A 22,021-nucleotide genomic window follows, 5' to 3' on the forward strand; every position below is an offset into this window, starting at 1 on the left:
GGTTCGGTTCTGCTGGTCGCGCGATGCGCTGGCCTCACGGCTCTGCCCGACACCGACGTCGCTCTCCTCTGCGACGGACCCCTCGCCGGCTGAGCGCTCGCGGCCGGCATCCTGTCCGTGTGCCGATAGGCCTCGCTCCGCTCGGCAACGCGGCGTGGCGTTGTGTCGCGACCTGGACGTGCGAGGTGTCAACGGTGCGTCGGCGCAGCGGTCGTTGTGTGCGCAGCGAGATGTTCCATGCCGCACGGGCGACGCGCACGAACGCAACGCCCCGGAACGCCAACCACCCGTCATCGCTGCGACGCGCAACGCGTCTCCCGTCACGGCAACGGATCGCAACCAAGACCCGCCCACGGCGCCTAGCGGGACGGAGGGCAAGTTGACACAGTTGCGCTGCCATGGAACCGCGCTGGCTCTCTCGATGACCACCGGTGAACCAGTGCCGCTCCAGGCTTGCGCCTGGGTGTTGCCTGGCCCCCCTCGTGATCGGCCCGTCGGGGATCGTCAACGTGGTGCGGGTGTCGAGGCGGTCGGGTCCGACGGCTCGGCGGGGCGCGATCGTCTCGTGCGTAGGCGGACTACGGGAGCTTGGACGCGAGGACGTCGGCCGCCAGGATCTCGGGTGCTGCGCCGAGGAGGTGCTGGTTGGCCATCAGGGCTGCGACGATGGCGCCGTTGGCGTGGGCGTCGCGAGCGGCCTCGTCGGGGAATGCATCGAAGATCCAAAAGGTGTCGGCGTGGGTTCTAGCCGCGAACCAGACAATCGTTCCCACTTCTTCGTTGGCGAGTGCGACAGCGCCGGCGAGCAGATCGGCGAGCGCGTCGTGCTGTCCATCGGCCGCGACGATCTTGGCGACGAAGGCATACGGAAGTGATGCGGGTGTGGACATGAGGGGTTCTCCTTGAAGTCGGGGTTCTTCGTGGGGCGAGTTCAGCGTATGACGAGCGAGGTCCGATGGGGAGTGGCGTATACGACAGTATTGCTATTGTTCGCGCCATGCGTATCGGACTGATCGCGATCGACGGCTGCTTCGGTTCGGCTGTCGCGTCGGTCATCGACATCGTGCGGGTGGCCGACGGAGCCCGCGGCGATATCGACCCGCGGATCGACCCGATCGAACTCGCCATCCTCGGACCGAAACGGCGAGTGACCACGACGGCATCGATGACCCTGTCGGTTGACCACCCGCTGTCGGAGTCCGGAGAGTTCGACGTGGTCGTCGTCCCTGCGCTTGGAACCCTCACGGCCGCCGCTACCAACGACGCCCTCCAGAGCCGAGATGCTCGTTCGGTCATCGCCTCGCTCGGGCGCCTCGACGACGCGACCACCCGGATCGCCGCGGCGTGCACCGGCGTGTTCGCCGTCGCCGAGACCGGACGGATGCATCATCGGCGGGCGACGACCAGCTGGTTCCTGGGGCCGGAGTTCCTGAAGCGCTATCCGACCGTCGCCCTCGATCTCGACACCATGGTCGTCGTGGACGGGAACCTCGTCACCGCCGGCGCCGCGTTCGCCCACATCGACCTCGCGCTCTCACTCGTGCGATCGATCAGCCCCGACCTGGCCCAACATGTCGCCAAGCTCCTCATCATCGACGAGCGTCCGTCGCAGGCGGCCTTCGTCGCCTACGAACATCTCCGGCACGAGGACCCGATCGTCGTCGAGTTCGAACGCTTCGTGCGCGCCCGCCTGGACGAACCGTTCAACGTCGCCTTCGTCGCGCAGTCGCTCGGCACCAGCCGGCGCACCCTCGAACGACGAGTCCGTGCGGCGCTCAACCTCACTCCGCTCGGCTTCGCCCAACGGCTTCGCATCGAACGAGCTCGGCACCTCTCAGCAACCACGGACCTCACCTCCGCCGAGATCGCGCTACGGGTCGGCTACGCGAACGCCGAGACTCTGCGCTCCCTCCTGCGCAGGGAGCGACGCCGTTCCTGACCTATCGCCATGCCTGTAGCCGGTGTCCTAGCGCCCGGTTGGAACCACCTCTCAGCACGTCGCGTCGACGCTCCTGCGTCGCCCCTGGACGACCCACTCGACACGCCCGCAGCACAGGCCATGTGACGTGCCCCGGCTTCCCGGCCGGTCGGGGTTGGGTGGCTGTGATGTCGCTGCGTTCTCGTCGAGGGGGTCAGCAGACCCGATCAGGGTCGATTGGGATGAGACGCGAAGGCGGTCAGGTCAGGGCGGCCGAGGCCGGCCGGCGGGGTAGCGTCGGACACGTCGAGGTCTTTCGGATGGATGGCGTAGGAACCTCCATCGTCGGGAGACCTCGACGTCTATCTGCGGACCGACGCGCCCGGCCGACCTACACCCTCATCTGGGAAGAGCCGGTAAAGGGTCGCTGCCTCACGCACCTCATCGACGACTCGTTCCAGGTCGTAGTCCACGGGGCAAAGCTACGCCCCCCATCCGAGCGCCAGCTACGCGAGCCGGCGTCGCCGCCCGAAGACTGTCGGTGCTCGCGCCCATACTGGCCCGCATGGACGCAGTCGAGGCGCTGGAGCAGCTGGGCGGGATCGCCCGCTCTGCCGACATCGTCGCGCTCTCCAGCCGCCGACGCCTGCGCACCGCGGTGTCGAATGAGGCGATCGTCCACGTCGATCGCGACCGCTACGCCCTCCCCGTGACCGACCTCGGCCGCCGCCTCGCCGTGGAGCACAACCTCCATCTCACCCATCTCAGCGCGGCGCTCCATCACGGCTGGGAGGTCCGTACCTCCCCGAGCGTGCCCCATCTCCTCTTGCCGAGCGGACAGAAGAGACCCACCAGCGCGGCACGCTTCTGGACGTACGACGCCCGGCGCGAGGACCTCGACGGCTGGTCCACCGGGCCATTGCTCACGGTCATGCTGTGCGCCCGCGACCTGCCGTTCGCCGCCGCGCTGACCGTAGCCGACTCGGCGTTGCGCCACGGCTCGGTGACCCACGAGGAGCTCGTCACGGCTGGCCGCGCCTGGCGCGGAGGTGACACACAGCAGGTCGAGAGGGTCGCAGCTCACGCCAACGCACTGTCCGCCAACGCATTCGAGTCCGGCCTGCGCGCGATCACCGCTGCGGCCGGCCTCGAGTTCGTCCCGCAGTACGAGGTGCACGTCGGCACACTGACGGTGCACCCCGACCTCGTCGACCCGATCAACGGCATCATCCTCGAGGCCGACTCCTGGGGCTTCCACGCCGACAAGGAGACCCACGACCGCGACTGTCAGCGCTACACGATGCTCGCCTCCGACGGCTGGATCGTGCTGCGCTTCACCTACGACCAGGTCATGTTGCAGCCCGAGTATGTGTTGAGGTGTATCGAGATGGCGTTGTCCCAGCGGGCCGCGGCCGCCTGACCCCGGCCCGAGAGGCCACAAGAAGCCCCGAATCCTCGTGCGACACGCCGAGCGAGGGCGTGTCGCGAGTCGTTGACAGGGTGCCCGTGGCCGCAACGACCGACGGTGACTCGTCAAGGCCTCACGTCGGGGCCAGAGAGGTCGGTCAGCTCTATGCGTTTGACGCGGATGCCCCAGTCCTCCCGGGAGCGGCGGGTGGCGTCGTACGCGACATCGGTCAGGCGCCCGGCGGAGCCGAGGAGCTCGTCGCGGTCGACGATGCCGGCGAGCTCTCGCAGCGCCGCACGCACAGCACTCTCGAGCTGCTGCTGGGGCTTGTCGACGCGGTAGGCGATCGAGGGGTCCTCGAACTCGAGGTAGACGTTCAGACCCGCCTCGCAGAGGTAGTGGTCGCGGCAGACCAGCGGCTCCCGCATCGACAGCACCTGCTCGCGCATGTCGAACCGAGCGACGACCCGGTCGAGCAGCGGCACGACGGTGTTGAGACCGGGCTGAAGCGTCGTACGGTACCGGCCGCCGCGCTCGACCACCAAGCAGCTCGCCACCGGGACGACCTTGACACTCATCAGCACCCCGATGACGACCACAACAGCAAGCAGCACGACCACGAGACCCGGCGACATGCCGGTCAGGCTACCGCCGTACGTCAGCCGACGATGCGGTCCGCGCGGGCGGACTCCTCCTGAGCCTCCTCGACGGCCTTGGCGACTTCCTCCTGAGCCTGCTCGATGGCTGCCCGCGGTCCGGGAAGGGGCGGCGCGGGCGGTGCCTCGTCGCCGTTCTCGGCAGACTTCGAGGACGACCCGGCGCCGTCGGCGAACGCTCCTGTGACCGTACGCATCGCCTCGGTGAGCTCGCCGGGGATGACCCAGAACGAGTTGCCGTGAGCGGCCAGCGAGGGCAGCATCTCGAGGTATTTGTAGGCGAGCACCTTCGAGTCGGCGTCGTTGGCGTGGACGGCCTGGAAGACCCGCTCGAGCGCCTTGGCCTCACCGTCGGCCTCGAGCACGCGAGCCTGCTGGTTGCCCTCTGCTTCCAGGATCGACTGCTGACGGGTGCCCTCCGCCTCCAGGATCAGCGAGGCCCGCTTGCCCTCGGCATGGAGGATCGCGGCGCGCTTGTCACGCTCGGCGCGCATCTGCTTCTCCATCGCCTCCTGGATCGAGGAGGGCGGGTCGATCGCCTTGATCTCGACGCGGTTGACCCTGATCCCCCACTTCCCGGTGGCCTCGTCGAGCACCTCGCGCAGCCGAGCGTTGATCGTCTCGCGCGAGGTCAGGGTGCGCTCCAGGTCCATCGAGCCGATCAGGTTTCGCAGCGTGGTGACGGTGAGCTGGTCGATGGCCTGCAGATAGTTGGCGACCTCGTAGGCCGCCGCCCGCGGCTCGGTGATCTGGTAGTAGAGCACCGTGTCGATGTTGACCACCAGGTTGTCCTCGGTGATCACCGGGCGCGGGTTGGAGGAGTAGACCTGCTCACGCACGTCGAGCTTGGTGTTGACCCGGTCCACCAGCGGGATCACGAAGTTCAGCCCTGGCTGCAGCGTGACCCGATAACGCCCGAACCGCTCGATGTTGTAACGCCGCGCCTGTGGCACGATCCGCACCGTCGAGGCGACCGCCCCGACCACGAGCGCGACCATGACCAGCACAATCAGCAGTAGTTCCATCTCGTACGTCCCCTCTCTAAGGTGACAGCGACAGCGGGTCCCGTGGGTGGACGAGCGCCGTGGCGCCTTCGATCTCGAGCACGTCGACCCGGCATCCGACCGGGATGACCAGGTCGTCGTCGTAGGGTCTGGCCGACCAGTCCTCACCGGCGAGATGCACCAGGCCGTGCTCGAAGCTGACCTCGGCGGTGACGACGGCCTGGCGACCGATCAGGGCGTCGGTGCCGTCACGCACCGGCGGCGGCAGCGCCATGTGACGCCGCGCGATCGGGCGCACCAGCAGCACGCTGCCGCCGCCCGCGAGCGCGAAGACCAGCGCCTGCACCAGGACCGGAGCGCCGAGAGCGGCGCTGCCGGCGGCAAGGAGTGCCCCGCCGGCGACGAAAGCGAACGCCAGCGTCATCGTGAACGCCTCAGCGACTCCTAGCAGCACTGCGACGATCAGCCAGAAGAATGACCACATGTGACCACCAGACTCGGTTCACTCCAGCGTACTCCGCCTGTGGTGGCCGTCACATGGATCGGCGAGAGCTGTGGCGCTCGCTCACCAGCGGCAGACCCACCCACAGCGAGATGAAGAGGACGAGCACGACCACCGCGACGACCACACCCACCCCGAAGGAGACGACGACGTCGAAGACGAGCAGCACCACCAGCGCCGAGACCAGGGCGAAGCACGCCAGACCGGCTCGCGCGCAGGCGTGGGAGGCCTTCACCAGCCACGGACGTTGCCGACGACGGAACAGCATCCGGTGGAAGGAGACCGGCGCGATGATGAGGCAGGTCGTGATGACCGAGCCCACCAGCACGATCAGATAGATCGTCTTCTGGCGGTCGTCGAGGTCGGGGAACCGCGGCGAGAACGGCACGGTCAGCAGGAATCCGGTGAGGATCTGGACGCCGGTCTGCAGCACCCGCAGCTCCTGGAGCAGCTCGTTCCAGTTGCGGGTGATCCGCTGCTCGGGCCGCTCCCCCGGGCTGCCACCATCGGTCCCGACCTCGAGCCCGTCGTCGGACATCAGAACACCGGCCGTCCTCCGGTCACCCCGAGCACGGTGCCGGAGACGTAGGACGCCTCGGCCGGCGAGGCGAGGAAGACGAACGCCGGGGCCACCTCGGCCGGCTGGCCGGCACGTCCCAGCGGCGTGTTCGCCCCGAACCTCTCCACCTTCTCCGCCGCCTGGGTCGCCGGCTGCAGCGGGGTCCAGATCGGCCCCGGCGCCACCGCGTTGACCCGGATCCCCTCGGGCCCGAGCTCGGCAGCGAGGTTGACGGTGAAGTTGTTGATGGCCGCCTTGGTCGCGGCGTAGTCGAGCAGGCTGGTCGAAGGTTCGTACGCCTGGATGGAGGCGTTGTTGACGACGCAGCCGTTGCTCTTCCGCAGGTGCGGGACGGCTGCTCGGGTCAGCCAGAGCAGGGCGTACAGGTTGGTCTTGAAGGTCCGGTCGATCCGTTCGTCGTCCATGTCGGTCAGGCCCTTGTCGCGGGCGAACTGGTAGCCGGCGTTGTTGACCAGGATGTCGAGGCCACCGAGCTCCTGCACGGTGCGTTCGACGACCTCGTCGCACGCCTCCCGCTCGCGCAGGTCGATCGGGATGGTGAGCGCGGTGCGTCCGGCCGCCTCGACGAGGCTCGAGGTCCCCTTCGCGTCCGGTTCCTCCTCGGGGAGATAGGTGAAGGCGACGTCGGCTCCCTCGCGGGCGTACGCGATCGCGACGGCGCGGCCGATCCCGGAGTCGCCGCCGGTGATGATCGCGACCTTCCCGTCCAGACGGCCGTGGCCCTGGTAGCTCGACTCGCCGTGATCGGGCTGCGGGTCCATCACGGTCGTGAGCCCCGGAGGCTCCTGCTGCTGGGCGGGGAACTGGATCTTGTCGTCGCTCATAGCCCATCGGTACCCACATCGGGCCGCGACAGACACAATGAAGTCGTGAGCGAACTGGTGAACGAGACGGAGACGGCCATCGCCGAGACGAGCGACGACGTGAGCACACGCAGCGCGCACGGTGACCTGGTCCTTCGGCATCGCGCCGACGGACACCTGGAGCTTCGGGCCAACGGGATCTTCGTGATGGACACCCGTGAGACCTCGACCGAGAAGGCGCTCGCGACCCGTGCCCTCGACCTGCACGCAGACCCTCGACACGTGCTCATCGGCGGGCTCGGCCTCGGCTTCACCCTCGAGGCGGTGCTGAGCGACGGCCGGGTCGAGACCGTCACCGTCGTCGAGATCGAGCCTCTCCTGGTCGAGTGGATGCGCGCCGGACGCGTCCCCCACGGCCCCGCGCTGATGAGCGACGAGCGCGTCCGCATCGAGGTCGCCGACGTCGCTGTCGTGCTCCGGGAGAGCCAGGGCGCGGCGTACGACCTCGTGCTGCTCGACGTCGACAACGGCCCCGGCTATCTGGTGCACGACGCCAACGGCGCGCTCTACGAGGCGCCGGCTCTCGCAGATGCGCGACGGGCGACGGCTCCGGGTGGCACGGTGGTGGTGTGGTCTGCCGCGCAGGCTCCGGCGCTGCTGGAGGTGATGGGGCAGGTCTTCGACGAGACCGAGGCGCTCTCCTACCCGGTCGACCTGCAAGGGCACTCGGAGACGTACTGGCTCTACGCCGGCACGGTCTCCCGAAGGAATGGCACCAACTAGTCAAAGGTTGAACCAGGCATGGACGACATCAGCTTTCGCATCGAGCACGACTCCATGGGTGAGGTCCGGGTGCCGAAGGACGCGCTGTGGCGCGCCCAGACCCAGCGGGCCGTGGAGAACTTCCCCATCTCGGGCACCCCGATCGAGCCGGCCCTGATCCATGCGATCGGCCACGTGAAGGCCGCCGCCGCCAAGGCCAACTTCGACCTCGGCGTGCTCCCCGGCGACAAGGCCGAGGCGATCATCGCCGCCGCGGGCGCGGTCTCCGAGGGCGAGCACGACGACGCCTTCCCGATCGACGTCTTCCAGACCGGGTCGGGCACGTCGTCGAACATGAACGCCAACGAGGTGATCGCCTCCCTGGTGGCTCGCGCGGGCGGCGACGTGCACCCCAACGACCACGTCAACGCCTCCCAGTCCTCCAACGACACCTTCCCGACCGCCATCCACGTGGCCGCCGCCGTCGCCGTCACCGAGCAGCTGCTGCCCGCGATCGACACCCTCGCCACCTCGCTCGAGGCGAAGGCCAAGGAGTTCGCGGCGCTGGTGAAGTCGGGGCGTACGCACCTCATGGACGCCACCCCGGTGACCCTGGGCCAGGAGTTCGGGGGCTACGCCGCGACCGTGCACTACGCGGCCGAACGACTCGAGGCGGTGCTACCGCGGGTGCGCGAGCTCGCGCTCGGCGGCACCGCGGTCGGCACCGGCATCAACACGCCCGCCGGGTTCCCGCAGGCCGTGATCGCCGACCTGTCCAACCGCACCGCCCAGCCGTTCACCGAGGCCCGCAACCACTTCGAGGCCCAGGGCACCCGCGACTCGCTGGTCGAGCTCTCCGGCGTGCTCAAGACGCTCGCGGTCGGCCTGATCAAGATCAACAACGACCTGCGCTGGATGTCGTCGGGCCCCACCACCGGCCTGGCCGAGATCCACCTGCCCGACCTGCAGCCGGGCTCCTCGATCATGCCCGGCAAGGTCAACCCGGTCCTGCCGGAGGCCACCTTGATGGTGGCGTTCCAGGTGATCGGCAACGACGCGGCGGTGACCGCCGCCGGCGCGTCGGGCGCCTTCGAGCTCAACGTCGCGATGCCGGTGATGGCCCGCAACATCCTGGAGTCGATCCGCCTGCTCTCGACGTCGATGACCGTCCTGGCCGAGCGTACGGTCGACGGGATCGTCCCCGTCCCCGAGCGCCTCCGCGCCTACGCCGAGTCCTCCCCCTCGATCGTCACCCCGCTCAACAAGCACATCGGCTACGAGGCCGCCGCCAAGGTCGCCAAGCAGGCCCTGGCCGACGGCAAGACGATCAAGGAGACCGTGCTGGCCCTGGGCTACGTCGAGAACGGCACCCTCACCGAGGAGGAGCTCGACAAGGCCCTCGACGTCGAGTCGATGACCCACCCCTGACCCACAACCTGTCGAGTCGGCTCGTCCTGACCGAAAACCACGTCGAGTCGGCGCGTCGTAACGCGCCGACTCGACGTGAATTCGGGTCAGGACGAGCCGACTCGGCGTCGGTCAGTACCAGCCGTTGGACTGGGAGTGGCCCCAGGCGCCGCACGGGGAGCCGTAGCGGTCGTTGATGTAGCCCATGCCCCACTTGATCTGGGTGGCGGCGTTGGTCTCCCAGTCGTCGCCGGCGGAGGCCATCTTGGAGCCCGGGAGAGCCTGCGGGATGCCGTAGGCGCTGGAGGAGGGGTTGGCGGCGCTGGTGTTCCAGCCCGACTCCTTCTCCCACAGCGGCTCGAGGCAGGAGAACTGGTCGAGGCCCCAGCCGAAGTCGCTGAGCATCGACTTGGCGATGTCCTTGGGGTCGCGCAGGTCGATCTCGACCTCTTCGACACCCGAGATCGCCTGGGCGTCGGACCCAGCAACCGAGAGCGCGGCCCGCTTGGCCGGGTCGGCGGTCTCGCGGCGGTCGCCGGAGGACCGGGACAGCGAGGAGCTCTCGCTGCCGCGGGCGGCGGACTCGGCCTCGATCGCGGCGCGCTGGGCGTCGGTCAGCTCGGGCAGGTCAGCCGAGGCGGCGTCGCCGGCGCTGAGCTGCTGGTCGCCGGCCGGGCCGGAGTAGGCGACTCCGCCGGCTACTGCGGCACCCGTCCCGCCGAGGGCGAGGACGGAGAGCAGCAGGGTGGTCTTTGCGGTCGTACGCGCAGCCTTGTGCGGAACGTCCACGAGCGGATTCGCTGGCGCACCACGATGTCGCGGGGCACGATGAACAGGCTGGGACATGGCTCTCTTCGGGGGCTGAGGCATTGCAGACCCGCAAACAATGCATGCTCGCCATGGCCGTATCAAACTGGACGCACCGTTTGTAGGTCAGAAATGACCGTTCTGAGCATCACTTCCGTAACACGAGTCACACTAATCACAGTGGCCCCAGCCCTTACGGGTCTGGGGCCACCATGGGTGACGAGGATTACGGCGTCATCACGGCACCACGTTCTCCAACATCTCCGTGACGAGCGCCGCGATCGGCGACCTCTCGGAGCGGGTCAGGGTGACGTGGGAGAAGAGCGGGTGACCCTTCAGCTTCTCGATCACCGCGACGACACCGTCGTGACGGCCGACCCGGAGGTTGTCGCGCTGAGCGACGTCGTGGGTGAGCACGACCTTCGAGTTGGCGCCGATGCGGGAGAGCACGGTCAGGAGCACGTTGCGCTCCAGCGACTGCGCCTCGTCGACGATCACGAACGCGTCGTGCAGCGACCGACCGCGGATGTGGGTCAGCGGCAGCACCTCGAGCATGCCGCGCTCGATGATCTCCTCGATCACCTCCGGCGAGGTCACCGCGGAGAGCGTGTCGAAGACCGCCTGGCCCCACGGGGACATCTTCTCGTTCTCCGTGCCGGGCAGGTAGCCGAGCTCCTGACCACCGACGGCGAACAGCGGTCGGAAGATGACCACCTTGGTGTGCTGGTTGCGCTCCATGACCGCCTCCAGCCCCGCGCAGAGCGCCAGCGCCGACTTGCCGGTGCCGGCCCGGCCGCCGAGCGAGACGATGCCCACCTCGGGGTCGAGGAGCATCTCCAGGCCGATCCGCTGCTCCGCGGAACGACCGTGGATGCCGAAGACCTCGCGGTCGCCGCGTACGAGGTGGACCTGCTTGTCGGGGCCCACCCGACCCAGCGCGGAGCCGCGGTCGGACATCAGCACGAGACCCGTGTGACAGGGCAGGTCGCGAGCGGCGTCGAGGTCGAGCACCCCGTCGTCGTAGAGCTCGTCGAGGTCGGCGGCCGCGACGTCGAGTTCGGCCATCCCCGAGTAGCCCGGGTCGGAGTCGTTGATCCGCTCACCGCGGTAGTCCTCGGCCTTGAGGCCCACCGCCGAGGCCTTGATCCGCATCGGCAGGTCCTTGGAGACCAGAGAGACGTCGAGCCCGTCGCCCTTCAGGTTGTGGGCGACCGCGAGGATCCGGGTGTCGTTGTCGCCGAGCCGGAAGCCGCTCGGCAGCGAGGACGGGTCGGTGTGGTTGAGCTCGACCCTGATCGTGCCGCCCTCCTCACCGATCGGGACCGCCGTGTCCAGGCGGCCGTGGGTGATCCGCAGCTCGTCGAGCTGACGAAGGGCGGAGCGGGCGAAGTAGCCCAGCTCCGGGTGATGCCGCTTGGCCTCCAGCTCGGTGATCACGACGACCGGGAGCACGACCTCGTGCTCGGCGAAGCGCGTCATTGCCTTCGGGTCCGAGAGCAGAACACTGGTGTCGAGGACGTAGGTGCGCACCGCAGGCGGCCCACCCTCAGGGACGGTGCCCGATTTCGGGCCCTCCGACGCCGGTGTCGGAGCGGCCGACGTGTCGGCCTCGGTGACGAGCTCGGTCGTGGTTCTGTCAGCAGCCACGCGGATCACCTCTCGCGACCGGCTCATACACCCATGAGTCCGGTCATTTCATCGTTAATCAGATGGACCGGACGGTGGACCGTCAGTCGGGGTGCCGACTGCCTCACACCCGTCGGGATCGATGTGATCCTGACGCAGGTTCGGTTCGTGACTACTCACGTAACGGGCCTCCAGGTGCGACGGGATTTTTGTTCCCCGCCGTTGGGACAACGCTACGACGCCGAGCCAGGCGACTGTGGCAACACGCAGTATTTTTCTGTGTGAACACCTGGTGACGCGGCCACTCGTTCCGGCCAGCGGTCCCGACCGGGGTTCACCTGCCGGCATTCATCTGCCGGCGTTCACCGGCCGAGGCGACGCTCGCGGTGGGCGTAGGCGCGCAGGGCACGCAGGAAGTCCGTACGCCGGAAGTCGGGCCAGTAGGCCTCGCAGAAGTAGAACTCCGACTTGGCGCTCTGCCACAGCAGGAACCCACCCAGGCGCTGCTCCCCCGAGGTGCGGATCACCAGGTCGGGGTCGGGCTGGCCCTTGGTGTAGAGGTGGTCGGCGATGTGCTCGACGTCGATGATCTGGGCGAGCTCCTCCAGCGAGGTGCCCCGAGCGACGTGCTCGTTGAGCAGCGCGCGCACGGCATCGGCGATCTCACGCCGCCCGCCGTATCCGACGGCCACGTTGACGATGATCCCGTCGACATCGCGGGTCGCGTCCTCTGCGGCCTGGAGCCGCTGGGCCAGCCAGCCGGGCAGCAGATCGAGAGCGCCCACCGGGTGCAGTCGCCAGCGGCGTACGTCTGCCAGGGAGTCGACCGCGTCGGCGATGATCTCGAGGAGCGGTGCCAGCTCCTCGGCCGGGCGGTTGAGGTTGTCGGTGGAGAGCAGCCACAGGGTGACCACCTCGATGCCGATCTCGTCGCACCACGTCAGCAGCGGCTCGATGTTGGCGGCGCCGGCGCGGTGGCCGTGGGCGGTCGACTGACCGACCTCCCTGGCCCAGCGACGGTTGCCGTCGAGCATCACACCGACATGCTTGGGCAGCTTGGACGTGTCGATCTTGCGCAGCATCCGCGCCTCGTAGGCGGGGTAGAGAACCCGACGTACGCCTTCCTTCCAGTCTGCCACGGCAGAAGAGTATCGAGACCGAACCCACATCACCCAGCGGGACGTGATTCACCGGATCTTCAGGTCGAGCCGTTAGCCTTGCTCGTCATGAGCGAGATGACGGATGCGATGCGCCACAAGGTCGGAAACATCTCCGACTCGGTCTCCTCGACCGTCCACGAGGCCCTCCCGAAGATGCGGGGCTGGATCCATCTGGCCACCGCACCGCTCACGCTCGCGGCCGGCATCGTCCTGATCGTGCTCGCCCCCGCAGGGGCGCCCCGGGTCGGCGCCGCGGTGTTCACCATGGCCGCTCTGCTGCTCTTCACGGTCTCCGCGGTCTACCACCGGGTCAACGCTCTCGGCCGGTGGAACGAGCGGTGGTTCACGATCATGAAGCGCTGGGACCACGCCAACATCATGGTGATGATCGCGGGCTCCTACACGCCGTTCTCCCTGCTGCTCCTCGACGGCGTCACCCAGGTCGTGCTGCTCTCGGTGGTGTGGACCGGCGCGATCCTCGGCGTGCTGTTCCGGGTCTTCTGGAACGACGCCCCGCGGTGGCTCTACGTGCCCAACTACATCGCGCTCGGCTGGGCGGCGATCTTCTTCATCCCCTCGTTCTTCACCGGCGCTGTCGCGCTCGGCCTCGGCATCGGGATCGCCACCTTCACGCTGATCTGCGTCGGCGGCGCGCTCTACACCGCCGGTGGCGTCATCTACGGCTTCAAGCGCCCCAACCCGTGGCCGCGCTTCTTCGGCTTCCACGAGGTCTTCCACACCTTCACGATCCTGGCGTTCGTCGCTCACTACACGGGCGTCTCGCTCGCGACCTACTCGCTGCGCTGACCCCGCCCGTCGAGTCGGCTCGTCCTGACCAGAACCAGCGTCGAGTCGGCTCGTCATGACGAGCCGACTCGGCATCGGGTGCACGAGAAAGCAGCAAGCGGGGCGCGTGGCCATCGGCCGCGCGCCCCGCTGTCGTGCTACGAGATCCAGGAGTGGATCACTTGCTCAGCGACTCGGCCGCCTTGTCATCACCCTTGCCGACCCGCGAGCTGCGGTAGCCGTAGAGGAAGTAAATCGCGAAGCCGATCGCCATCCACACCACGAACCGCAGCCAGGTCTCGAGGCTCAGGTTGAGCGTGAGGTAGATGCAGATCAGCGCGGCCACGATGGGCAGCACCGGGCTGAACGGCACCCGGAAGGCACGCGGCAGGTCGGGGCGGCGCTTGCGCAGCACGGGCACCGCGATCGAGACCAGCGCGAAGGCGGTCAGCGTGCCGATGTTGACCATCTCCTCGAGCTTGCCGATCGGGGTGAAGGTGGCGACGACGGCGACCATCGCACCGACGATCAGGGTGATCCGGATCGGCGTGCCGGTCTTCTTGTTCACGTGGGCGAGCTTCACCGGCAGCAGGCCGTCGCGGCTCATCGCGAAGATGACGCGGATGGCGCCGATCATCAGCGTCATCACCACGGTGGTCAGACCTGCGACCGCACCGGCGGAGATCAGGGTGGCGAAACCACTCCGACCGACGTCACGGAAGGCGGTGGCGAGAGCTGCCTCGGGGTCGATCTGGTCGTACGGCACCATGCCGGTGATGACCAGCGCGACCGCGACGTAGAGGACCGTGCAGATGACCAGCGACCCGATGATGCCGCGGGGCAGGTCACGCTGCGGGTTCTTGGCCTCCTCGGCGGTGGTGGCGACCACGTCGAAACCGATGTAGGCGAAGAAGACCACCGAGGCGGCCGAGATGATGCCGAGCACGCCGAAGGTCTGCGGCTCGAGGCCGATGGCCCACTGGATCAGGGGCTGCTGGATGCCTTCGCCCGACACGGAGCCGGCGCGCTCGGGGACGAACGGGTCGTAGTTGGAGCCGGAGACGTAGAACAGACCGGCGACGATCACGAAGAGGACGATGAAGAGCTTGACCGCGACCAGCGCGAGGTTGACCCGCAGCGACTCCTTGATGCCCATCGTGATCAGGGCGATGAGCACCACGACGAGGACCAGCGCAGCCAGGTTGGGCTGACCGAACTCGGCGTTGGCGTCCGGGCCGAAGCCCGCGGGCCAGCCGAGACCGATCTCCTCGAGGAACGTCACCAGATAGCTGCTCCAGCCCTGCGCGACGACCGAGGCGCCGAGGACCATCTCCAGGATCAGGTCCCAGCCGATGATCCAGGCCATCATCTCGCCGAGGGTGGCGTAGGAGAAGGTGTAGGCCGACCCGGAGACCGGCACGGTCGACGCGAACTCGGCGTAGCAGAGGGCCGCCAGGCCGCAGCAGAGTGCGGCGATGATGAAGGAGAAGACAACACCCGGGCCGGCGAACTCAGCCGCGACCCGACCGGTCAGCGTGAAGATTCCCGCGCCGATGACGACGCCGATCCCGAAGACGGTCAGGTCGACGGCGGTCAACCGTCGTTTGAGCTTGAACTCGGGGTGGTCGGCATCGGCGAGTGACTGCTCGATGGACTTTGTTCGCCAAATGGACATGAGGGATAGGAAACCATCTCGCCAGGACGGCTCGAAAGAGCGGGGGGTTAACGTTTCAGTCGCGACATCTGAAGGATTTTGCCTCAGAGACTTCGCCCCCGACGTACGCCGGCCAACTGGGCCACTCGCACAACGGCCGGGTGCGACCGGCCCCCGCGTTGCCCTCAGCATCCCGACGCGTTGTGACCTGCGCCATATGTCCTACGCACACATCTTCGCCTGCCCGAGTGGGACCAGCATGGCGATCACCCACACAGGGTCAGGGCCCAGTGTGTCCCCAACATCTATGGCGTCCGCCGCGACACTTCCCCTAGCGTCGCTCATGTGACGAGCACCACACCAGACCGGATCTGCGCGCTGCGGACCGAAGGACTCACCAAGGACTTCCGTGGCTTCCGCGCGGTCAGCTCCGTGGACCTGGAGGTCGCCGAGGGCACCCTGCACGCGCTCGTCGGCCCCAACGGCGCCGGCAAGACGACCCTGTTCAATCTGCTGACCGGCTTTGTGAAGCCCACCAGCGGACAGATCACGGTCTTCGGTGACGACGTCACCGCGATGGCACCCGAGAGGATCACCCGACACGGGGTGGCCCGCTCCTTCCAGATCACCAGCCTCTTCGAGAACCTGACTCCTCGCGAGCACGTCGAGATCGCGCTGCAGGGGCTCACCAACCAGGGCCTGAAGTTCTGGCGCTCCGCGAAGCTGCTGGGCCGTCGCCGCGAGGAGGTCGACCGGCTGCTGGCCGAGGTCGGTCTGAGCGACCTGGCCGACAGACCGACAGGGCTGATGGCCTACGGCCAGAAGCGCGCGCTCGAGCTCGCTCTGGTGCTCGCGGTCGAGCCGAAGCTGCTGCTGCTCGACGAGCCGACGGCCGGCATGGGCATCGAGGACGTCGACCGCACCATCGAGCTCGTCCGCCGCATCGCCGAGGGCCGCACGGTCGTCTTCGTCGACCACAACATGCACGTGGTCGGCCAGCTGGCCGACCGCGTCACCGTCCTGCAGCAGGGCTCGGTGCTCGCCGAGGGGTCCTACGACGAGGTGCGCGCCGACGCCCGCGTCATCACCGCCTATCTCGGGGAGGCTCACAGTGCCTGAGACACCCAAGCTCGAGGTCGAGAACCTGAGCGCCTGGTACGGCGAGGCGCAGGCACTGCGTGAGGCCACCCTGAGCGTCGGCGCGGGCGAGGTCGTCACCCTCGTCGGCCGCAACGGTGCCGGCAAGACCACCCTCGTGCGCTGCCTGATGGGGCTTCACAAGCATCTGTCGGGCTCGATCAGGCTCGACGGTCGCGACATCACCACGCTGGCGGCGCACCGACGGGCTCGCGCCGGGCTCGGCTGGGTCCAGGACGACCGCGGCATCTTCGCCAACCTGAGCGTCGAGGAGAATCTGCTGCTGCCGCCACGCGTCGGTGAAGACGCATGGAGCCTGGAGCAGGTCTACGACGCCTTCCCCGCTCTCGGCAGCCGACGCCGCGCGGGTGGCACCACTCTCTCCGGCGGTGAGCAGCAGATGCTCGCCGTGGCCCGGGTGCTCCGCACCGGCGCCCGGGTGCTGCTGCTCGACGAGCCCTCTGAGGGGCTCGCGCCGGTCATCGTCACGCAGATCGGCGACATCGTGCGGACCGCCAAGGAGTCGGGCATCGGCGTGCTCCTGATCGAGCAGAACGTACGTTTCGCCGCCACCGTCGCCGACCGCCACTACCTGCTCGCCCAGGGCCGTCTGGTCGAGAGCCTCGACAACGACGAGTTCGTCGAGCGTCAGGACGAGCTGCTCGAACACCTCGGGATCTGACCCGATCAAACGCAGTCCCAACCCCCGCGAGGAGAGACACGATGAACAAGCGACGCACAGTTGCCGGCGCCTCCATGTTGATGGCAGGTGTCCTGGTCACCGCAGGCTGCGGTGCGGGTGGCCCGAGCGCCGGCGGAGGCGACTTCACCGACGACAAGGTCGTCCTCGCGCTGCTCAACGACGCCTCCGGCGTCTACAAGGACGTCTCCGGCCCCAACTCGAAGATCGCGATCCAGATGGCGATCGACGACTACCAGAAGAAGTACGGCGACGACGCCGTCGTCGACAAGATCGAGGTGACCTCGGCCGACCACCAGAACGAGCCGGACATCGCCAACACCAAGGCGCAGGAGCTCTACGACCGCGAGGGCGCCGACATCATCCTCGACGTGCCGACCTCCTCGGCCGCGCTCGCCGTCGCGACGCAGGCGAAGAACAAGAAGAAGCTCTACATGAACATCGGCGCCGGCACGACCGACCTGACCGGCGCGCAGTGCAACAAATACACCTTCCACTACGCCTACGACACCTGGATGCTGGCCAACGGCACCGGCACCGTCGTCACCGAGGACGGCGACAAGAACTGGCAGCTGATCTACCCCGACTACGCCTTCGGCCAAGACATGGTGAAGTCGTTCACCGGTGCCATCGAAGCCGGCGGCGGCAAGGTCGCGGGCACGGTCGCCACGCCCTTCCCCAACGACAACTTCGCGACCTACATCACCAAGGCGGGCGCGGCGAAGCCGCAGGTCATCGGCACCATGCACGCCGGCGGAGACCTGATCAACCTGGTCAAGCAGTTCAACGACTCCGGCCTGAAGGACAAGGGCGTCGACCTCGCCGTCGGGCTGATGTTCATCTCCGACATCCACTCGCTCGGCGTCGCCGCCTTCGAGGGCACGATCTTCACCGACGCCTGGTACTGGAACTTCGACGACAAGTCCCGCGCCTGGGCCGACCGTTACATGGAGGAGACCGGTGACCGGCCGACGTACGCCCACGCGGGCAACTACTCGGCCGCCATGCAGTATCTCGAGGCGGTGCAGTCGGCCGGCACCGATGACGCCGACAAGGTCGTCGAGGAGCTCGAGGGCAAGAAGGTCGACGACATGTTCCTCCGCAACGGCGAGATCCGCGCCGAGGACCACCGGGTCATCCACGACGTCTACCTGGCCAAGGTCAAGGGTCCCGACGACGTCAAGGAGGACTGGGACTACGAGGAGATCATCAAGACCATCCCGGCCGAGGAGGCCTTCCGCCCGGCCTCCGAGTCCGGCTGCTCGATGTGACCTGATCCGACCTCGTACAAGATCTGAGGACGCTGGCTTGAAAGGCACAGCATGAACGCGGTTCTGCAGTACACCGTCCAGGGCCTCGCGGCCGGCAGCTTCTACGCGCTGGCCGCGCTGGGCCTGGCGGTCATCTTCGGAGTGCTGGGCGTGGTCAACTTCGCCCACGGCGCCTTCTACATGCTGGGCGCGGTCGCCGCCGCGGTGCTCCTCGACACCGTCGGGATGAGCCTGTGGCTGGCGCTGCTCGTGGTGCCGGTGCTGATGCTGGTCTTCGGGATGGTCATCGAGCGGCTGCTGGTGCGGTGGCTGCTGCCGCTCGACCCGCTCTACAACCTGCTGCTCACCTTCGGGCTGACCCTGCTGCTGGTCGACCTGGTCAAGCGCCGTTACGGCGTGAGCGGTCTCCCCTACGAGCGCCCGGCCGCGCTCGACGGGAGGATCCAGGTGGCCGGGATCGGGCTGCCCGTCTACCAGCTCTTCGTGATCGGTGTCGCGCTGCTCGTCTGCCTCGGCGTCTGGCTGCTGATGTCACGTACGCGGGTGGGCATGATCGTCCGCGCCGCGACCGAGCGTCCCGAGCTCGCCGGCGCGCTCGGCATCAACGTCGGGCGCTGGGTGACCCCGGTGTTCGGCTTCGGGGTCGCTCTGGCCGGGCTGGCCGGGGTGCTGGCCGCACCGTTCCGCGCGATCACCGCCGAGATGGGCAGCGACTTCATCATCATCCTGTTCGCGGTGGTCGTCATCGGCGGGCTCGGCTCGATCGTGGGCGCCGTGACGGGCGGCTTCCTGGTCGGCCTCGTGGAAGCCTTCGGCCAGGCGTACGCACCGACGTTCGCGCAGGTGCTGATCTTCGTGCTGATGGCTGTGGTGGTCCTCGCCCGTCCGGCCGGGCTCTTCGGACGAGAGGAGGCGACGGCATGACCTCGATCGCAACCGCCGGTGCCAGCGTCACCGAGCAGCACGCGGCGATCGCCGGGGCGCGTCCCTGGCAGCGGCTGGTCCTGCTGGCCGTCGGACTGCTGGTGGCCCTCGGGCTCCCCTGGTTCGTCTACCCGCCCGTGGCCATGGACATCGCCGCCTGGGCGCTGTTCGCGGTGGCCCTCGACCTGCTGCTGGGCTACTGCGGGCTGCTCTCGTTCGGTCATGCCGCGTTCTGGGGCGGGTCGGCGTACGTCACCGGGCTGATCGCCATCCACCTGGGGGTGCCGTTTCCCGTCGCGGTGCTCGGCGGGGCGCTCTTCGCGATGATCCTCGCCGTGCCGATCGGCTACCTCTCGGTGAAACGCTCGGGCATCTACTTCGCGATGGTCACGCTGGCCTTCGCCCAGATGCTCTTCTTCATCGCCAACCAGGCCTCCTCGCTCACCGGCGGCGAGAACGGGCTCCAGGGAGTGCCGCGCTCGTTCTTCGGGATCGAGGCGGTCGAGACCGACGCGTTCTTCTTCTACTACGCCGCGCTGCCGATCATCCTGCTCGGCATGTGGGCCGCCTGGCGGATCGTCCACTCCCCCTTCGGGCGGGTGCTGGTCGCGATCCGCGACAACGCACCGCGGGCGCGGGCGCTGGGCTACGACGTGGAGCGCTACAAGCTGGTCGCCTTCGTGCTCTCGGCCGGTCTCTCCGGGCTGGCCGGCGGCGTCTTCGCGCTCTCCCACGGGTTCGTGGCGCTGCCCGAGCTGCACTGGACCACCTCGGGCGAGGTCGTCCTGATGACGGTGCTCGGCGGCATCGGCACGCTGTGGGGCGGGGTGATCGGCGCCGGTCTGATCGTGATGCTCGCCGACTATCTGGCCTCGTCCGGGTTCGACGGCATCGGGATCGTCACCGGTGGCGTGTTCGTGACCGTCGTCCTGCTCTTCCGCCGCGGCATCTGGGGCACCGCCCGACACCTCTGGCTGAGCAGGAAGGGCTAGGCGACGAGCTGATGGAGCCGGAGCGCCAGCTGCACCTCGAGCTGGCGCTCCGGCTCCTGCCAGCCCTTTCCCAGCAGGCGGGTGACCCGCTCGAGCCGCTGGGTGACGGTGTTGACGTGCACGTGCAGCGCGGCGGCCGTGCGGGTGAGGTTGCGGTCGGCTCCGAAGTAGGTGCGCAGCGTCTCCACCAGCTTGGATCCCTTCGCCTCGTCGTAGTCGACGACGGGGCCCAGCCGTGAGCTGACGTAGGCCGCCGGGTCGCCGTCGGTTCCGAGCAGCAGCCCCACGAAACCCAAGTCGTCGGCGGTGACCACCTGGCCCTGACGACCGAGCGTCACCGCCGCGGCCAGGCAGCGACGGGCCTCGTCATAGCCCTTGACCACCGCGTCGGGGCTGCTCAGCGGACCCGGCACGGGTCCGGCGGCGCCGACGGTCACCGGCGCACCGGCGGAGAGCCGGAGCCCTTCGACGGCCAGCTCGCCGGCGGCACGTGCTTCGCAGCCGGGGAAGATCAGCACCACCTGCCCCTGCCGCACGGCCGCGAACCCGTCGTGGGTCGCGGCGAGGAACGTCGCCGCCTGACCGACCCGGGCGCGGTCGCCGGGCACGTCGGCGACCACCACGGCATACGACCTGGACAGATCGGCCTGCAGCAGGCGGCCACGCTCACGCAGCGTCTCGGAGTCGGGCGCGGAGCCCGAGAGGAGCTCGTCGAGGAGCTCTCCACGCACCCGTCCCTCCGCCTCCGCGACGCTGCGGCGGAAGAGCAGCAGCAGCGCCGTGACCAGGGCGGCCCGCTCCAGGATCCGCTGGTCGCCCTCCTCCAGGTCGCCGTGGGTCTCGCGCTCGGCCTCGCGAGGGCCCAGGAGCATCGAGCCGAGCTGCTCGGCGCCGGCCAGGACCGGGGTGGCATAGATGTCGCCGCTGCCGGCGGTGCGGCTCAGGTCGAGGCTCCGCCGGATCACGGCGTCCTCGTAGTCGGAGACGGGCTCGTCCGGTGCGCTGGTCGCGATGGTCTCGCCGCTCAGGTCACGGAGGACGACCCGGGCGCCGAGCACCTCGGCGACGCTGCGTACGACGTCGTCGACTCCGCCACCCCCGACGACGATCCGGGTGAGCCGGTCGTGGGCGTCGCCCGCACGCTCGACGGCCTCGTTGCGGGCCTGCAGCTTGCGGGTGGTGACCTCGAGCTCTGCGACCGCGGCGCGGGTCTCCTCCAGCAGCCTGGCCTTGTCCACCGCGATCGCGGCATGGGCGGCCAGGGAGACGAGCAACGCGCTCGCCTCGACGCCGAACGGCCGCACGGTGCGGTTGGCGGCGAAGAGCACGCCGATGGCCTGGCTGCCGAGCAGGAGCGGCACGCCGATGATCGCGCGGATGCCTTCGCCGCTGACCGCTGCGTCGATGTCGGGGGCGTGCCGGAACCGCTCGTCGGGGATGTAGTCGGCGGTCGAGTAGGGCCTCGTGGTCTGCGCGACGAGCCCGCCGAGCCCGATACCGTACGGGATACGGGTCGTCCGGAACGCCACGGTCAGGATGCCCTCGGTGACGCGCATGTATTCGCCGCGGCGTTCGTCGTTGAGCGTCAGGTAGGCGACGTCGCTGTTGAGCAGCTGCCTGGCCCTGGTCACGATCGCCTGGAGCACCGCCTCCAGGTTGGTCAGCATCGCCAGGTCGTTGGCCGACTCGAACAGCGCGCCCAGCTCGCCCTCGCGCCGGCGGCGCCCCTCGAGGGTGCCCCTGACCTGGAGCGCGAGACGCTTGGCGTGCTCGATCCGCTCCTGCTCCTCCGCAGAGGCTCCCGCCGCTCTCGCGGCCGCCGCGGGGCCCTCGAAGTCGGCCTCGGCGGCATCCCCGGCCAGCAGCTCCAGGAACGCAACCAGATCGACCGACATGTGACCGAAGTTACACTTTCAATCGCCCG

At 68.6% G+C, this 22,021-nt stretch carries 22 protein-coding genes; 10 read left to right on the forward strand and 12 right to left on the reverse strand.

Going from position 1 to position 22,021, the window contains the following annotated elements; all coding sequences use genetic code 11:
* Window positions 1-578: 578 nt before the first annotated feature.
* Complete coding sequence (locus FB381_RS18655) at window positions 579-890, reverse strand: putative quinol monooxygenase (protein ID WP_006247389.1); 312 nt, start codon at window positions 888-890, stop codon at window positions 579-581.
* A 107-nt stretch (window positions 891-997) separates the two neighbouring features.
* Here FB381_RS18655 and FB381_RS18660 point away from each other — a divergent pair, with 107 nt between their 5' ends.
* Window positions 998-1,939, forward strand: a complete 942-nt coding sequence (locus FB381_RS18660) for a GlxA family transcriptional regulator (protein WP_141781665.1) — start codon at window positions 998-1,000, stop codon at window positions 1,937-1,939.
* A 544-nt stretch (window positions 1,940-2,483) separates the two neighbouring features.
* Window positions 2,484-3,338 (forward strand): endonuclease domain-containing protein, encoded by an 855-nt coding sequence (locus tag FB381_RS18665; protein WP_141781666.1) that lies wholly within the window; start codon window positions 2,484-2,486, stop codon window positions 3,336-3,338.
* 113 nt (window positions 3,339-3,451) lie between these two features.
* Here the strand turns inward: FB381_RS18665 and FB381_RS18670 are convergent, their stop codons facing one another.
* From FB381_RS18670 to FB381_RS18690, 5 genes are read right to left on the reverse strand one after another with little or no spacing between them, the layout of a single operon-like run.
* Entirely contained in the window at window positions 3,452-3,961 is a 510-nt protein-coding gene (locus FB381_RS18670) for an SPFH domain-containing protein (protein WP_141781667.1), read from the reverse strand.
* 23 nt (window positions 3,962-3,984) lie between these two features.
* Complete coding sequence (locus FB381_RS18675) at window positions 3,985-5,007, reverse strand: SPFH domain-containing protein (RefSeq protein ID WP_141781668.1); 1,023 nt, start codon at window positions 5,005-5,007, stop codon at window positions 3,985-3,987.
* A 16-nt stretch (window positions 5,008-5,023) separates the two neighbouring features.
* Window positions 5,024-5,470 carry an NfeD family protein gene (locus FB381_RS18680; protein ID WP_141781669.1) on the reverse strand — a complete coding sequence of 149 codons (447 nt, stop codon included), beginning with the start codon at window positions 5,468-5,470 and terminating at the stop codon, window positions 5,024-5,026.
* Window positions 5,471-5,519: 49 nt separating this feature from the next.
* Window positions 5,520-6,026: a DUF6328 family protein gene (locus tag FB381_RS18685; protein WP_141781670.1), complete on the reverse strand. Its 507-nt coding sequence runs from the start codon at window positions 6,024-6,026 to the stop codon at window positions 5,520-5,522.
* Window positions 6,026-6,892 (reverse strand): glucose 1-dehydrogenase, encoded by an 867-nt coding sequence (locus tag FB381_RS18690; protein ID WP_141781671.1) that lies wholly within the window; start codon window positions 6,890-6,892, stop codon window positions 6,026-6,028. Before FB381_RS18690 ends, FB381_RS18685 begins: the two co-directional genes overlap by 1 nt.
* A gap of 45 nt (window positions 6,893-6,937) precedes the next feature.
* On the opposite strand from FB381_RS18690, the gene FB381_RS18695 reads away from it, so the two are divergent.
* Together FB381_RS18695 and FB381_RS18700 are read left to right on the forward strand one after the other, a co-directional pair.
* A complete protein-coding gene (locus FB381_RS18695) occupies window positions 6,938-7,654 on the forward strand; it encodes a spermidine synthase (protein ID WP_246088191.1) in 717 nt (238 codons plus the stop codon).
* Between the two features lie 18 nt (window positions 7,655-7,672).
* Window positions 7,673-9,061, forward strand: a complete 1,389-nt coding sequence (locus FB381_RS18700) for a class II fumarate hydratase (RefSeq protein WP_141781672.1) — start codon at window positions 7,673-7,675, stop codon at window positions 9,059-9,061.
* A 111-nt stretch (window positions 9,062-9,172) separates the two neighbouring features.
* Here FB381_RS18700 and FB381_RS18705 read toward each other — a convergent pair whose 3' ends face one another.
* From FB381_RS18705 to FB381_RS18715, 3 genes are all read right to left on the reverse strand, one after another.
* Window positions 9,173-9,829, reverse strand: coding sequence for an aggregation-promoting factor C-terminal-like domain-containing protein (locus tag FB381_RS18705; RefSeq protein WP_246088192.1), 657 nt, complete (start codon window positions 9,827-9,829; stop codon window positions 9,173-9,175).
* Window positions 9,830-10,084: 255 nt separating this feature from the next.
* Window positions 10,085-11,494: an RNA 5'-3' helicase PhoH2 gene (gene phoH2, locus FB381_RS18710; RefSeq protein WP_425465453.1), complete on the reverse strand. Its 1,410-nt coding sequence runs from the start codon at window positions 11,492-11,494 to the stop codon at window positions 10,085-10,087.
* 341 nt (window positions 11,495-11,835) lie between these two features.
* A complete protein-coding gene (locus FB381_RS18715; protein WP_141781675.1) occupies window positions 11,836-12,612 on the reverse strand; it encodes an isoprenyl transferase in 777 nt (258 codons plus the stop codon).
* 87 nt (window positions 12,613-12,699) lie between these two features.
* On the opposite strand from FB381_RS18715, the gene trhA reads away from it, so the two are divergent.
* Window positions 12,700-13,440 (forward strand): PAQR family membrane homeostasis protein TrhA, encoded by a 741-nt coding sequence (gene trhA, locus FB381_RS18720; RefSeq protein WP_246088193.1) that lies wholly within the window; start codon window positions 12,700-12,702, stop codon window positions 13,438-13,440.
* Between the two features lie 157 nt (window positions 13,441-13,597).
* On the opposite strand, the gene FB381_RS18725 is transcribed toward trhA, so the two are convergent.
* On the reverse strand, window positions 13,598-15,094 hold the full coding sequence (locus FB381_RS18725; protein WP_141781676.1) for an amino acid permease: 1,497 nt from the start codon (window positions 15,092-15,094) through the stop codon (window positions 13,598-13,600).
* A 55-nt stretch (window positions 15,095-15,149) separates the two neighbouring features.
* Window positions 15,150-15,290: a tannase/feruloyl esterase family alpha/beta hydrolase gene (locus FB381_RS18730; RefSeq protein ID WP_246088194.1), complete on the reverse strand. Its 141-nt coding sequence runs from the start codon at window positions 15,288-15,290 to the stop codon at window positions 15,150-15,152.
* Window positions 15,291-15,418: 128 nt separating this feature from the next.
* Here FB381_RS18730 and FB381_RS18735 point away from each other — a divergent pair, with 128 nt between their 5' ends.
* From FB381_RS18735 to FB381_RS18755, 5 genes are read left to right on the forward strand one after another with little or no spacing between them, the layout of a single operon-like run.
* Entirely contained in the window at window positions 15,419-16,192 is a 774-nt protein-coding gene (locus tag FB381_RS18735; protein ID WP_246088195.1) for an ABC transporter ATP-binding protein, read from the forward strand.
* A complete protein-coding gene (locus FB381_RS18740; RefSeq protein WP_211352490.1) occupies window positions 16,185-16,892 on the forward strand; it encodes an ABC transporter ATP-binding protein in 708 nt (235 codons plus the stop codon). Before FB381_RS18735 ends, FB381_RS18740 begins: the two co-directional genes overlap by 8 nt.
* A gap of 41 nt (window positions 16,893-16,933) precedes the next feature.
* Complete coding sequence (locus tag FB381_RS18745; protein ID WP_141781677.1) at window positions 16,934-18,181, forward strand: ABC transporter substrate-binding protein; 1,248 nt, start codon at window positions 16,934-16,936, stop codon at window positions 18,179-18,181.
* Between the two features lie 51 nt (window positions 18,182-18,232).
* A complete protein-coding gene (locus tag FB381_RS18750) occupies window positions 18,233-19,105 on the forward strand; it encodes a branched-chain amino acid ABC transporter permease (RefSeq protein ID WP_141781678.1) in 873 nt (290 codons plus the stop codon).
* Complete coding sequence (locus FB381_RS18755; protein ID WP_141781679.1) at window positions 19,102-20,097, forward strand: branched-chain amino acid ABC transporter permease; 996 nt, start codon at window positions 19,102-19,104, stop codon at window positions 20,095-20,097. The genes FB381_RS18750 and FB381_RS18755 overlap by 4 nt, the downstream gene beginning before the upstream one ends.
* Here FB381_RS18755 and FB381_RS18760 read toward each other — a convergent pair.
* Window positions 20,094-21,992 (reverse strand): helix-turn-helix domain-containing protein, encoded by a 1,899-nt coding sequence (locus FB381_RS18760; protein ID WP_141781680.1) that lies wholly within the window; start codon window positions 21,990-21,992, stop codon window positions 20,094-20,096. The genes FB381_RS18755 and FB381_RS18760 overlap by 4 nt on opposite strands.
* Between the last annotated feature and the right edge of the window lie 29 nt (window positions 21,993-22,021).

The sequence above is a fragment of the Nocardioides albertanoniae genome (assembly GCF_006716315.1).
Classification (GTDB): Bacteria; Actinomycetota; Actinomycetes; order Propionibacteriales; family Nocardioidaceae; genus Nocardioides; species Nocardioides albertanoniae.